Raw genomic sequence first — 13,228 nt, 5'->3', positions numbered from 1 at the left:
TGAAGAGGTGTGCTCTCGCGCGCTTCACCTCTCATGTCGAGCAGCAGCGACAAATTCCTGGCGGAACACGTCGAAGAGCTGACCGGCACGCCCGGTCGAGTCGCCTCCGGGAACCCACGTGCGGCTTGCCATCATGTGTGTGAGTATCAGCGGTGAAGGATCGCCCGGGGCGAGAACCGCAAGGATCTGGTCGCGGACTTCCGGTGTGACGATCGCGGCCATGTCCCGGCCCAGGAGGGCGGCCGCAGCCACGTCAGGGTCGTGATCGTGCCGTTCAATCAGATCGAAGCCATCATCGGCATACAGCCTCTCGAGGTTTCCTGCCTCGCCGTACCACGCCAGTAGGAAAAGCAGGTCGGTCGCGTCCTTGCGATCGACCGCGTGGCGGTCCTGCCAGGCGATGATTTTGACCATGGCGTTGCCGGTCTCCGATGGGTGTGTGGCCGGTCGACCGAGGTTTTATTACGTTCGATGACGACGAGTCGCTACGCGCCGCGCGCGAGGTGCCGCCTGATGCCTTGGCGATGATTGGGTACGAGCGGACGTTGCGTCGCGTACTCACGCGCCAGGAGAAGGCGTTTCTCGCGTTTCATCGCGATACGCTCTTCGACAAAGCGAAGCCAAAGGCGACGCGTAAGCGCCGACGCGTGCAGAAGGAGATCGCGATGGAGGAGGCTACTGAGACTGCTCACGAGTAAAGGATTCACCACCCCGATCGCCACCTCGTCCAACTTGGGTGGTGCCGGGCGGCGTGGCCATCCGCTGGGCGTTCAGGCCACGTCTGGCTGCGCGGCGGCGATTGGGTTCAAGTCAAATTTCCACCGATATTCGAAGAGCGAGACATTCGGCACGACGGCTATCGCTTCGCGCAGCGTCTCGCTAATCGAGCGAGCGACGATCACGCCGCTCACCGACTTGCCGCGCGCGAGGTTGAGGGAGACCCAGCCCATGTAGCTCGCGATCTGGCCAATGGCCTTGTCGGGCGCCTCGCCACGCTTCAACTCGAAGACGACGAAGTGTCCCTCAGTGTCCCTCGTCGTCGACCGCGAGAATGTCGATGCGCCGGCCGCCGCTGGTGGGGTATTCGAGACCGGACGAGCTCGCGTCGGAATACAGGCGCAAGTGCTTTCCGTTCACACGAATCGATTCGAGGTTGCTCGCGATGAACTCTTGCAGTTGCCGTTCCAGATGAAAGACTGTGTCGGCGAGCGATTCGGTATCTTCATTGGACTCGAGCGACGCGTCACCTTCTTCCCCTGCGTCGCCCAACAGCTCCTGCGCTTGGCCCGCCGCGCCCGGCCGCTGTATGCGCACTTCTGTGGGTGTCTCGACGACGCTCCACCCCATTTTCTCAAACCCGCGGCGCAACCGCTGCGAGTTGTCGCCGCCCGACTCGGCGGACATGCCGGGTGGGGTCTGCTCCGGGTGAAGGCGACACCATTTCTTCATCTCATGGACTTGCACGCCACCGTCGGGCGTGGCTTCGACGATCCGGTAGCGCTTGGGCGCTTGGCGTTCCATGCGCGTTTTCTCCTCGGCGGGGCCTTGGTTTATCGGTTTACGCAGTGGCACATTTTAGCGGGCCGAGAGGGCGTGCACTCGGCTGTTTCTGGGCGACTCACGGTCCGCCCTTGGGCGCCCATCAATGCAGGGCCGGCGTGGGCGGGAGTCGCTGGAATTTGCGCGATAATCACGCTTTCGCAAGAGGCGGAGCGGTTCGGTCTCTGAGCACAGGCACAAGAGCAACTTGCAACTTCGGGGGCGTTATGGCAAGGCCAAAACGGAAAGTCAACGACTCGATGGGGTCGCTTTTCGAAGAAAACTATCTTGTTCGCACCCTGGGGCCCATCGCCCACGATTCTGAGACGGCGCTCACCGAGCTGGTGGCGAACGCTTGGGATGCGGGAGCCTCTCTGGTCGATCTCACCATTCCACCAACGCGCAGCCTAGTTTTGACCGTTCAAGACGATGGCCATGGCATGACGGCTGCGCAGTTTAAGGGCCGGTGGATGAAACTCGGCTACGACCGGACCAAGCATCAGGGCTCAACCGTGGAGTTCCCGCCCGAGCGGGAGGGGTGGCGGCGGCGGGCCTATGGGCACAATGGCGTTGGGCGCCATGGCTTGTTGTGCTTCGCGGACCAATATTCGGTCGAAACCTGGCGGAACGACAAGGGCGCGAGCTTTGAGATCGGCACCCGGGGCCAGGAGACGCCCTTTAAGATCGAGAAGGAAGGCTCTTTCTTGCGAGTGGGCCACGGCACGCGGCTTTCAGTGATGATCGAGAGGCATCTGCCCAACCCGGACCGGATCCGCGAAATCCTCTCCACCCGTTTCTTGCACGACCCGCAGTTCGTTGTGCGCGTCAACGGTCAGTCCGTCGCGTTGGCGGACCAAACGGGGCTCATCGAGCGCATCGACCTCTCAATTGAAGGGTGCCCGCCGGCGGAGGCGTACGTCGTGGACTCCACGCGGGTGGGCAAATCGACGATCTATCAAGGTATTGCCTTCTGGGTCAATGCTCGTCTAGTCGGCACACCCGGTTGGGTGGTCGGCTCCGAGGCAGTTCTCGACGGCCGCGCACGATTTGCCAAGCGCTACTCGATCGTGGTCAAGACCAGCGATGGCTGGATGGCGGAGGTCGAGCCGGACTGGTCCCGATTCACGAAAGGGCCCAACGTGGAGAAGCTGTTCGCGGCGGTTCGGCAATACGCGCAACGCGTGTTTGCGTCGTTGTCGTCCACCTTGGTCGAGGAGAGCTCGGAAGAGGCGCTGGTCCGAAATCGCGAGCAGTTTAAAGAGCTCTCGCAGCTCGGCCGCGCCGAGGTGGCCACCTTCGCGCGCGAGCTGGTGAAGAGCACGCCGACGGTCTCGCAGGATGTGCTCTCTGCTGCGGTTCAGGCCTTGATCAATTTGGAGAAGGCACGCGGCGGGGCCGCTTTGCTTGAAAAACTCACCAAGCTCGACGAGTCGGACATCGACGGGCTTGACCGGCTGCTGGGTCAGTGGACGGTCCGCGACGCGTTGTCGGTGCTCGATGAGATCGATCATCGCCTGGCCGTGCTTGCGGCGATTGAGAAGCTGTGCGGCGACGAGACCACTGACGAGCTGCACACGCTGCACCCGTTGGTCACGCAAGCGCGCTGGCTTTTCGGGCCGGAGTTTGACAGCAGCGAATATTCCTCGAACGTCAGCTTGCGCACAGCCGCCGAGAAGATATTCAAGAAACGATTGTCCACCAATGCCTTCGTCAACCACAAACAGCGCCCAGACATCGTGGTGCTGGGCGATGCGACCTGCTCAATCGTTGGCACCGAAGGATTCGACCCGGCGGATCCATCGCTTACGCGCATCCAGAACGTGCTGATCATTGAACTCAAGAAGGGCAAGTTTGCGATCGGCCGCGAGGAGATGACTCAGGCCGACGGCTATGTGCAGGATTTCCTCGGGAGCGGCGCGCTCGATGGGACGCCGATGTTCAGAGCCTTCGTCGTGGGGCATGAGATCGCCGCGAAGACGACGCGCGAGAAAGAGCTCAAAGAAGAGGGTATTTTGCGCGGTCGGATTCAGGCGGTCACCTACGGCCAGATTACCCGGTCAGCGCACCAGCGACTGTTTCGCCTGAGGGAGCGCATCCCAGCTCGGTACGAAGACGTTTCGGGGGCGGATTTGTCGGCGAAGGTGATGCAGATGGCATCCCAAGCTCTACTGGCGTTGCCAGCGCCGGTCGAGGACTAAAAGAGTAGTTTCTACGCTGCGAACACATAGCTTGGCGACTTTCGGGAGTCGAGCGCGACTCGAATGGCGCGGCGACGCCGCGACTGCGCAGCGCATTGTTCGATGCGATCGCTACCAAGGAATGCGAGCCGAATGGGTGGTTACGGCTTTTTGCAGCTCTTCGCGAACCTCCTGGTTCACGCGAACGCCGGTTGCGACCTCGGCAGCGGCGAACAGGTTGAGCAGTTGCTCTGGTGCGCTCGCCGGGCTCTCGATCGCCTCCCGGAGTGAAGGCATGGAGATGCGTGGCGAAATCAGAAACGCAGGTGCGGACAGATGCTGGCGCCACATGGCGGCAAAGTGTCGAGCGATCGGCGCGAGCATTGCGTCGAATATCAACCGCCCGGCGGTTTTGAGGAGCCATAGCGACGCGACACTTTGGGCGCGTGCCGTCAAGCTGGGCTCTCGACTCGATCCTGCGAGTAGGCGGCACACGGCGCCAAGCCTGGCCAGAAACGCCGCGTTCACATCAAAGAAAACGGCTCGCGCGCTTGGCGCGTCGACCAGGAATGCGTGGAGGGCGCGCGCCGACTCCGCTTGCAAGTGCCGCCCGTCTGGGCTCTGGGAGAATCTCTCGCCCCACTCTGCAGCCAGCGATTGAGGCGATCCTCCGTTAAGCTCACGCAGCCACAGCGCCGCGACAAACACGGCCTCCAGGTTCAGTGGGGTGGTCCGGTCGAGATCAGCCATCGAGCCGGTGTAGGGCGCAAGAGCGCTTGCGCCGCTTTGCCGTTGGGCAAGTGTGGTCCAATGTGCGTGGCACAAACCCATCAGCGTCTCGGCGAGTTCCTCGAACCTCCCGCTCGCGACCACCTCGTTGCACCTGAACGACCAATATTGAAACCCCGCCGCCGGAATCCTGCTCGCTTCGAGTTGCGCGCGTAAGGCGATAGTTTCGTCGCTGGACACCCCGAGCAGCGCTGCGATTTCGGCGAGCATGGCGCCGGAAAGGTCGAACGAAATGCTCGGCAGGTCTGCAATCCCTTTGTCACGGTCGGGATTACTGCACTGACCGAGCACCGGCTGGGCTGCGTTTTCGCCGAAGTCTGGCCGCAGCTGGCCGAGCATCCAGAACACAATGTGGCCGCCGAGCTTTTTTGCGGCGAACAGCGCGAATTCATCGCGCGGGTCAAAATCGTTCCGCAGAGCGTCGAGCCCGGCATACGCCAGCGCCACGGTCCTGGGCCACGCGCCGTTTTTAAACGCGCAGTAAGCCGCGTCGAACCAAGCACCGCCCGCCGTGGCCGGCATTTTCATTTCGCGGGCCAAGTTGCCGGCGTCTTCGAACCATGCGGACGCGCTCTCATAGTCACCAGTGAGGCCGGCAGCAATCCCCGCCTTGCGCAGCGAGTAGGGATCTCGGACGCCGTTCTCGATGGGAGCGCTGGGGCGCCCAAGCGACTTTTTCCAAAGTTCGAGCGCGTCTTTATAGCGTTGGCGCTGAAATAGCGCGTTCCCCTCCTGCGCGATCAGCAGAGGCGATTGGCCGAACCGAATGGCAGCATCACGAAGGCAGGCGATCGCCTCGTCGTGGTTGTCCAGGTGCTCATCATAAATGAGCGCGAGCACACGAGCGGCGGGAGCGCCAAGGCCCGCACAATTCCATTCGGTGGCGAGCTCGATCATTCTTCGCAACGTCGCTATGGCGAAATCCCAACGTGGTGTGTCGCGGTTTGCCTCTGCAAGCCATGGCCGATCCACGAAGAGATGGTTCTGGCGGACGAATGGAATGTCGAAGGCCTTCAACATGCGACTGCGCGCCATCGGATCGGCGCGTTCCAACGCGCTCAGCAGCTCATCTTGGAAGTCAATGCTGTCGCAACGCGCTTGCATGAACATGAAAAGCGCGGCGACAAGGTCTCCCGCGCCTTCGTGGCCTCCCGCGGATAGATCGGCGGGAAGCCCTTGGGACATGGCCTCCGGCGGAATCAAGTGTTCAACGCGGACCAGCTCGTCGAGCGCCTGAATCAGCATCGACGCCGGGAAATAGCCCTCGGTTGCCGAGGCGATCGCGAACGCCCTCAGTAGCCGACTGCCATCGCGCATCAGCCCATCCGGTAGTCGGGCAATTTCTTCGCCCCACTCGCGCGCGATATCGGCCGCTTGGCTGGGATCTTGATGTTGAGCGACGCGAAATTGCAGCAGTTTCAGAAGGACGAGACTTTTCCCGCTAAAACGAGACTCTGCAACTGCGGCCTTGCCTCGCGCGACGAACATAATTGGCGCGATTCGTTCATACACAATGTCGCGCGACTTGCCGTCCTCCATGGCCAGGCCGGTCAGACAGTGAGAGAATCGGTAGTCGTCGGCGCTTTGGAAAGCGTGCATGAGCATCGGAAAAGCTTGGTCCACGCTGATCGAGCGCCTGCGGATGATCGCGTCGAAAAGACAGGCGTGAGCTTGTTCGACTCTCGCGGGCGGCCACGCGGAAGCCGCTTGCCCGGCCAACAGCGCCGTCACGCGGTAGCCACGGGAGCCTTGGCGTTCAATCCACCGGCCAGCAAGGCGATCTAACGCGTCACCGGGCGTGGCGAGATCCGCCAGTTCAGAGCCAACGGTGAGCACGGCCTCGCGATCGAGTGGGGTGAGGGCGAGGCTCAGAGCATAGAGCAACTCTCGGTCGGCCTCAGGCACCGTTCTCGCGGCCTCTTGTCGTGCGTATTGCTTGGCCTCTTCGATACTTTGTGGCGGCGTGGCCAATACCGACGCCGTGAGAGGCGGCCAACTCTCGTCGCGAAGTTCAAGACCGCGAAGATGAACCAATTTGGGATGCCCACCCCCAGTTTGCGCCAAGATCATCGTGGCCCAACCCTTGCGCAATGGTTCTGGGCATCCGAGCGACGCCACAAACTCCTCAGTTTCATCTTGCGACAAATCGGGCACGGCATGCAAGGCAATCGACGCCGTCCTCACCCGTGGATCAACCACCTCGGGGTGAACGCCCTTGGCGGTGAGCAGGAGCGCATGACCGCGGGCTGAACACTCGCCTACGATTGCGTTCAGGCGCGTCCAGATCGCTTGGTCCATAGAGGTGGCGACCGGGACGTCGTCAAGAACGATGACCTGCCGTGTGGCGACGCCTCGAAGTTGAACGAGCAGTCGCTCCAACGTAGCGGACAAAGAAGATCGATCGAGCGATGACAAATCCAACCAATAATCGGCTCCGCCCAGAGCTCGGGACGCAAGGTTTGCGAGGGTCGTCTTCCCCCGGCCTTCAGATCCCACAATCAACACGGCGCGGGACGACTGCACGATGGCTTTGACGAGCGGTGACCGAGGCAGAGCCGAATCCGGCAGCGGGGGCGGCCCGATTCCGAGACTTGCGGGCTCGAATGTCATGGCGTCGCCTGCGGGCGCGACGCCGGTTGGTGAAAGCAGCGCATTGCCGAACTGCGCCAACGCAAGGTGCGTCATGGGGACGCTCACGCTGGTTTTCGCCTCGAAGGCCACAAGCTTGTCTTCGATCGTCAGGCTGCGCAGAGCAGGCGTCGGTTGGGCGGCCGTCTCGCGACAGCGAGCCAATAGGCCATCCACCGCCGCAACGGATGCTGTGGCTGTGATATCTCGAACGGCTCCCAACTGGACAGCAAGCCGTTCGACGCTCAAACGAACGGCATCGGTGTCGGGTTCGTCGGTGATCCAGTGAATGTGCGCCAACAACTGCTCCCGCAGTTGGGCGCCGCTTGCCGTCGCGAGGAAAGTGTTGAGCGAAGGCGTCTTGAAAGGTGACTTGAAAAATCGGCCGACGGCTAGCGCTGCGTCATCGTCGCCCGCGGCGGCCTGTCTCCAAACTTCGAGGCCTTTTTCCTTGCCGAATGGCTTCGACTTCTCGAATCGGATGCCCCCACGCGTCAAAAAGCGCATCGAAAGCGCGAAACGGTCCCGATTGCGTTCGCACAAAAGCCAGAAATTCTCGATCGCCTCCCGAACATCCGACGACCCCAGCGAGATGTCCTTCGGCGAATTCTTGATTTGGCTGGTCTCCGCGCCTCGTTCCTCAACCAGGTCGAAGTCCTCGGCGCATTCGAGATACAAGGTCTGTCCGTCGGTTAGCCGCATCCAGGCCTCGACCGAGCGCCAGATCTGATAGTCGTATCCACGCAGGGAATCGATTGCTTGGCGTGCGGGGTCGCCTACCAGAGGTGCATGGGTCGGTGAAGGCCTTGGAGAACTCACGGGCGCGGATTCTTGGCGACCCGGGTTCCCAGCATCTTGGGGGGGCGGCACAGAGAGGCCAGTGCTATGGCCGGCCGGTGCTCACCCCGAACGCGCAAGGCGTCCGTATCCATCCTTTGCGTCGAAACAATCGCTTTGGATGCTGCGCAGGCGGAGGTGGATTGTCGCATTGGCCGAACGAGGCATTGATCTGAGGAAGCTGCGTCGATTCTACGCGGAGCGCGGCAGGAGCGCATCTGCTCGACTCGTTGATTCAGTTGGCCCATCAACCCGCCGTTTGTGATCGAGCCGGGGCATCTCGAACCCGGAATCCAACAGGACTTGCGCGCGACGCCGACGCTCGACGACGCCTCACCACCAGCGTCCGGCTATCGACCGAAGCGCGCCATCCGGGGCGGACCGCCGGGTGTTGTCCGCACCGCACGTGCTTCCAGGCCTGCAGCGCGGAAGACAAGAGCGGGATCCAGCCGGTCGACAACCACATAGGGCGGGTCCGGACGCCACCGTAACAGGACAAGGCCACCCGGCGTATCCGCGAAGATGGCGGGCACGCGTTTCGGATCGTCAAACTGCAGATAGATCCGCTGGCCGTCGTCGAAGACCTGATATGGCCGGACTGCGGCGTCACCGCCCAGATCCCAGTCGAAATCGTAGACAGGAGCGATTGCGGTCGGTGGCTCGGCGCAGGCTGACTGAAGCAGACAGGCCGTGAGCAGCACGGTTGGAGAAAGCAGGGCGGTGAAGGGTTTCATCGATGGCAACTCCCGTCAGTGGTACCGGGCGGCAGCAGCATGTCGCGCTGCGTGATGAACGTGATGCGCTGACCCGGCTCCAGCCGCAGCGTGGGCTGGATGTTCATGTTGCGTTGAAGGATCGTCTGCGTGGTCTGGGATAGCGATTGCGCGGCTGCCTCCGACAGATCGGTCGACATGCTGCCGTTGATGTTGATCGTCGTGCCGTTCGACTGGCTCTGGTTGTGGCCGATCCAGGCCGCGACGCCTGCAATCAGGAACGTCGATCCGAAGATCCTGAAGAAGTGATTGTTGACGTCGGCGCTGACACCGGCATCACCATCGGGGTCGTTGCCGGTCAGGCCGTCGAGCCGCATCGAGGCGTGGCGGAAAATCATCCGCGTGGCGGCCATCAGCATCAGGTCCTGACCGATCGCCACATCGTTATTCGTGCGACCCAGGATCCGCGTGCCCTTCGGAATCAGCAGGCAGCTTCCGTCGATGCTGTCGTAGATGTCGCGATCGACCATCGTGCGGAAAGTACCGGGCATGTCGCTCTTCGCGCCTTGCAGGATCACGGTGGGGATCGGTGTGCCCCCCATCACCATGTAGGGCGAACTGACAGGAACCGGGACCAGCGGGACACTGTCGTCGTTTCCTTCGCCCTGCTGCCTGATCCAGTCGGCGTTCCGATGATCGGTCGCACTGGATACGCTCACGGAGGACGGTCCCGATGAGGGCGATTCGCCGCCGCTCGTAGCGGCGCGGCCCGCCGCCGTCTGCTGGTCCAGGTGTTGCGACAGGTCGTCCGCGACGCGATCGAGCGGCGAGACGTTGCCGGCGGGCGCGTTGGCGGAGCCGCTGCCAGTGTCTTCGTAGGCGACGAGCGACTGGCTCTGCATGGCTTCGATCTGCCGCTGCAAGGCGAGACGATCGGCGTCGCCCGTTCCCGATGCTTCCCCACCATTCCGGTAGTTGCGGGGGAGTGGACCGCTATCGTCTCCGGGCGCGCCTTTGGGGATGCCGTCGAGTGGCGTGCCGCCCAGCGGGGCGCTCGCGCCCGATGCCGCATCACCCGCACGAGCCAGTGCCAGCTTGCGCTGGTCCTCGAGGCGCTTGCGGATCGCATCGGGCGAAGCCTTGGGCTGCCGGGCGTCCGCCTCGATCTGTTCACGCTCGCGCCGTTCGGCCGCGGTCTCGTGGGGATGGGACAGCGCATGGACGAGCACGATTGCGAGCAGCGCCGAGCACAGGACAACCAGCAGCGTTTTCGCGAGATTGCGGCGAATGCGCGTGAGCTTTGCCGGTTCCAGCGTGAGCGGGGCGCTGCTGTTTTCGGGAGCGGCCATGGTCACGACTTCCCGTAGACGTTCTTTATGTGGGGCGAGTCACAGCCGAACAGGCCACACCCGTGACCGCGACCGTTAAAGACCCGGACCTCCTCCTTGCCGCGTCTGAGCAGCAGACCGTACGTCGTGATCTGCTGCACTTCGAAGAAGTCGTCCCCGAGCGGGATGAAGCTCGCGATCCCGGCCTGGCCTTTTTCATCCATGACGAGGATGGCGGGCAGTTCGGCGTGGTGAGGAAACTGCAGGTACGTGAAACGTCCGTCGTCGAACACGGTCACCGGCGCAAACGGCGCGCTACCCTCGACCCGATAGTCGAAGTTCGCGCGATCGAGGGGGATGCGCGGGCCGGCCGCGCGCGCGTCGCCTGACGCGGATGAGTTGGTCGGTGTGCCTACATCTGGCCGCGCCGCGTTATTCGCGTCAGGAACGTTGCCCGGGTATTCGATGCCGAAGGGCGAGACCTGTCCCGCGGTCATCTGCGAGCCGGTATCCAGGTAATGCCAGGAGACACGTTGATACGCGGCGTCATGGTCCGACGAACGGAGGTCCAGCTCGTAGCGCCGACGCGTCGTGATGACCGTCGCTGCGTTGTCGAGTGCGGGCAGGCGCGCCTCGATGAATACGTCACGCTTCGTGAGGGCGGTATGTTCGAGCCAGCGCTTGCCGGTGTCGGACAGGTAGACACCAACGACTTCTTCGTCGGGACCGAAAACCAGATGGGTCTCTTCGTTCGTTCGTACGAGGACCGGATACCGGTAATCCGGATCATAATCATAGACCACCAGCGACGAATCGTCGGGTGCAGGGTACGGGCCGTTGATATGGGCTCGGGACGCGGACGCGCGGGAAGTCGACGGACTCGATGCTCGTAGACGCGGCGCCGGCGCGTGCCCCGTATCCAAAGTCGGCTGCGGTGCGATCGCCGTCACCGCGCTCGCGGGAAGCGGCGCGAGCGGTGTTGGTTCTGACGCTGTGCCCTGCGCCGAGGCTGGGCAGATACCTGCGGTGAACAACGCTGCGGCGAACGCAGCATAGACAACAGGATTCATTGCGTGGCTCCCGGATTGACGCCCGCATAGGGCGTGAGGCTGAAGTGGGTGATGCGCAGCCCGATCGGGTTGTCCTTTTCTTCGCGGGGTTTCAGCGTTTCGGGCGCGAGCAGGAAGCTGGCCGTGAGCAGCATCTGTTTCGGTCGGGATGGTTTGCCGTTAAGGCTCTCGATCAGCGTGAAGATCAGGTAAGCGACCTGACCGTCCGGCGAGAACGACGTCGAGTTCTCGACGAATTCTCGGGTGAGACCCGGCGTTTGCACGACGCGCTGCGCGACCGGATCGGTTGCGGTGATGTACGTTTCGAGTTCCTGCGTCGCGGCACCCGACGTCCAGCCGAACGCTGCCGGTATCTGACGGGTGAGGGTGTCCTGGCTGTCCGCCTCGATCGTGAACACGCGCGAGGCCCACTTCACGAGAAAGTAACGTTTGTTCGCCGCGGTGACCGAATACGTTTCCGCATAACGGTCCGAAACCCACACTGCGCCGCTTTTCTCGTCGTTCTCGACAAAATAGGGGCGGGGACCGCTGTGTGCGCTCTGCACGATCAGCGCCGCGCATTCACCGGCGGCAATCAGCGCGAACGCGACGGCCACCTTGATGGCGAGCCGCTTTTCCCAGATGGGACGCTGGAATGCCGCGAACCAGGCGGAGACCGCCTCACCCGTGTTCGGTGGTGGCGCGAGATCGGCGCCCGATATTTTGGTGCCGGAAGAGGTGTGCACGCGTCTGCGCATGGCCTAACCCCTCCGGCACGGGTACGCCCGCGGTGCTACACTGGGATCCAGTTCACCTGCTGCGAAGGTGCAGCCATGGCAAAGCTCAAGATCATCCTGCTCTATTTCGTGCTGCCGGTCCTGCTGTTCGCGGCATTCGTCCTGTATCAGGTCGGCGCGCAGCATTTCGGCGTCGCTATGATGATCGCGGCGGCAGTGGCCTTTATCGGCTGGTCTTGGATCAAAACTACGCCGAAGGAAATGGCGGAATCTCTGCGCGATGCAGAGAATCGTAGACGGCAGGCAGATTCCGACTGGAATACCTACTACTCGATTCGCCAGATCGACAAACATCGTCACCACCATTGATCTCATTGCAGGGAGCGCGGGGTTATCCGTTTTCCGATAGCCCCTTTCCCGAAGCCCCCCAAGTTGCCGGCGCCCCCGCCTGAAACGAGGCCTTTGGCGATATCCGGTACCTGCCACATCATGAAGGCCCCGACACCGCAGACCAGCGCGAGCGCGAGCATCGCGAGGTAGTTCGTCGCGTAGTAGGCATCACTGTTCGTACCGTTCTGTGCGGCAGCCTGCTGTACGAGGCTCTGGATGCCAGGCAGTACACCGCTGTTGACGATCGCCATCATCAGCCACGCGACGACCTTGAAGAGCCCTGCGGAAATCGTGAAGCGAAGCCATCCGTTGAAAAGAAATTCGCCCGCCGGCAGGACATACCAGGGAATCAGCACCGGTCCAAGACAGAAGGCAATGTCGAGCAGAAACGAGCCGAACTGCACGACCACCACGAAGATCACCGTCATCAATGCGATCGCGATGACCGCGAGCGCCTTCGCGAGAAATGCGAGCAGGATCAGCGGCAGGTTTTTGACCAGGGTCCAGATGGAGTCCAGTCCTGCGGAGTTCGCCCCGGCATCGTTCGCGGCCCCGCACACCTGATGGTCGGTGTTCGGGATCACCACGCCATCGGGCGTGATGTCGGGCACCTGTTCGCACACCTGGGCCGCTTCCGTGCGCACGCCCTGCATGATCGTCGACGCGGCATTGACGAGCGCGCGCAGAAGGTCACCGGGATTTCCTTCGCCGCCGGATACGCGTGACGCCATCGTCTGCATGTTGTCGACGAAGTAGCTGTGCACGGTGCTGGACCAGGCCGTGAGCAGCACGAGAATCACCGCGCACCGGATCAGATGCCGGAACATGTTCGCGAAGAAGCCGGGGAAGTCACCTTCGAGCAGCCACAGGAACACATGCCACGTCGCCATGACGAGGCCGAGCGCGGCCAGCAGATCCATGCCGTCCGACAGGAAGAGCGTCTGCAGGCTCGTCCCCTTTGCCTGCATCGCCGCGAAGAGTGCGTTGAGCACGGAAATGACGTCGTTCATGGTCGTGACCTGTTGTGACCTGTTTGCACCG

Annotated in this window: 11 protein-coding genes and 1 pseudogene; 3 read left to right on the top strand and 9 right to left on the bottom strand. The window is 62.5% G+C overall.

Features of this window, described 5'->3' with window-relative positions; genetic code table 11:
• Positions 1–24: 24 nt before the first annotated feature.
• A pseudogene (locus QM685_RS18345) lies at positions 25–417 on the bottom strand (hypothetical protein); the annotation flags it as partial.
• Positions 418–431: 14 nt separating this feature from the next.
• Between QM685_RS18345 and QM685_RS18340 the strand changes: the two are divergent.
• Entirely contained in the window at positions 432–698 is a 267-nt protein-coding gene (locus QM685_RS18340) for a hypothetical protein (protein WP_415117884.1), read from the top strand.
• 72 nt (positions 699–770) lie between these two features.
• Here the strand turns inward: QM685_RS18340 and QM685_RS18335 are convergent, their stop codons facing one another.
• Both QM685_RS18335 and QM685_RS18330 read right to left on the bottom strand, forming a co-directional pair.
• The gene (locus QM685_RS18335; protein WP_415117882.1) at positions 771–1,001 is read right to left on the bottom strand and encodes a hypothetical protein; all 231 of its coding nucleotides are present in this window, start codon (positions 999–1,001) and stop codon (positions 771–773) included.
• Positions 1,002–1,023: 22 nt separating this feature from the next.
• Complete coding sequence (locus QM685_RS18330) at positions 1,024–1,521, bottom strand: hypothetical protein (protein WP_415117880.1); 498 nt, start codon at positions 1,519–1,521, stop codon at positions 1,024–1,026.
• Positions 1,522–1,799: 278 nt separating this feature from the next.
• On the opposite strand from QM685_RS18330, the gene QM685_RS18325 reads away from it, so the two are divergent.
• Positions 1,800–3,737 carry an ATP-binding protein gene (locus tag QM685_RS18325; RefSeq protein WP_415117878.1) on the top strand — a complete coding sequence of 646 codons (1,938 nt, stop codon included), beginning with the start codon at positions 1,800–1,802 and terminating at the stop codon, positions 3,735–3,737.
• 111 nt (positions 3,738–3,848) lie between these two features.
• On the opposite strand, the gene QM685_RS18320 is transcribed toward QM685_RS18325, so the two are convergent.
• The 5 genes from QM685_RS18320 to QM685_RS18300 form a co-directional block, all read right to left on the bottom strand.
• Entirely contained in the window at positions 3,849–7,835 is a 3,987-nt protein-coding gene (locus QM685_RS18320) for a hypothetical protein (protein ID WP_415117876.1), read from the bottom strand.
• A gap of 485 nt (positions 7,836–8,320) precedes the next feature.
• Complete coding sequence (locus QM685_RS18315; RefSeq protein WP_415117874.1) at positions 8,321–8,704, bottom strand: TrbG/VirB9 family P-type conjugative transfer protein; 384 nt, start codon at positions 8,702–8,704, stop codon at positions 8,321–8,323.
• The gene (locus tag QM685_RS18310; protein WP_415117872.1) at positions 8,701–10,032 is read right to left on the bottom strand and encodes a TrbI/VirB10 family protein; all 1,332 of its coding nucleotides are present in this window, start codon (positions 10,030–10,032) and stop codon (positions 8,701–8,703) included. Before QM685_RS18310 ends, QM685_RS18315 begins: the two co-directional genes overlap by 4 nt.
• 2 nt (positions 10,033–10,034) lie before the next feature.
• A complete protein-coding gene (locus QM685_RS18305) occupies positions 10,035–11,081 on the bottom strand; it encodes a TrbG/VirB9 family P-type conjugative transfer protein (protein WP_415117870.1) in 1,047 nt (348 codons plus the stop codon).
• Positions 11,078–11,818 (bottom strand): VirB8/TrbF family protein, encoded by a 741-nt coding sequence (locus QM685_RS18300; RefSeq protein ID WP_415117868.1) that lies wholly within the window; start codon positions 11,816–11,818, stop codon positions 11,078–11,080. Before QM685_RS18300 ends, QM685_RS18305 begins: the two co-directional genes overlap by 4 nt.
• A 75-nt stretch (positions 11,819–11,893) precedes the next feature.
• Between QM685_RS18300 and QM685_RS18295 the strand changes: the two genes are divergently transcribed.
• Positions 11,894–12,166: a hypothetical protein gene (locus QM685_RS18295; RefSeq protein ID WP_415117866.1), complete on the top strand. Its 273-nt coding sequence runs from the start codon at positions 11,894–11,896 to the stop codon at positions 12,164–12,166.
• Between the two features lie 2 nt (positions 12,167–12,168).
• On the opposite strand, the gene QM685_RS18290 is transcribed toward QM685_RS18295, so the two are convergent.
• Positions 12,169–13,197, bottom strand: coding sequence for a type IV secretion system protein (locus QM685_RS18290; RefSeq protein ID WP_415117864.1), 1,029 nt, complete (start codon positions 13,195–13,197; stop codon positions 12,169–12,171).
• Positions 13,198–13,228: the final 31 nt, after the last annotated feature.

This window comes from Paraburkholderia sp. (assembly GCF_047605525.1).
In the GTDB taxonomy this organism is placed as follows: Bacteria; Pseudomonadota; Gammaproteobacteria; order Burkholderiales; family Burkholderiaceae; genus Paraburkholderia.
Note: the sequence above shows the minus strand (reverse complement) of the source record. Positions and strands in the feature narration are given on the sequence as shown.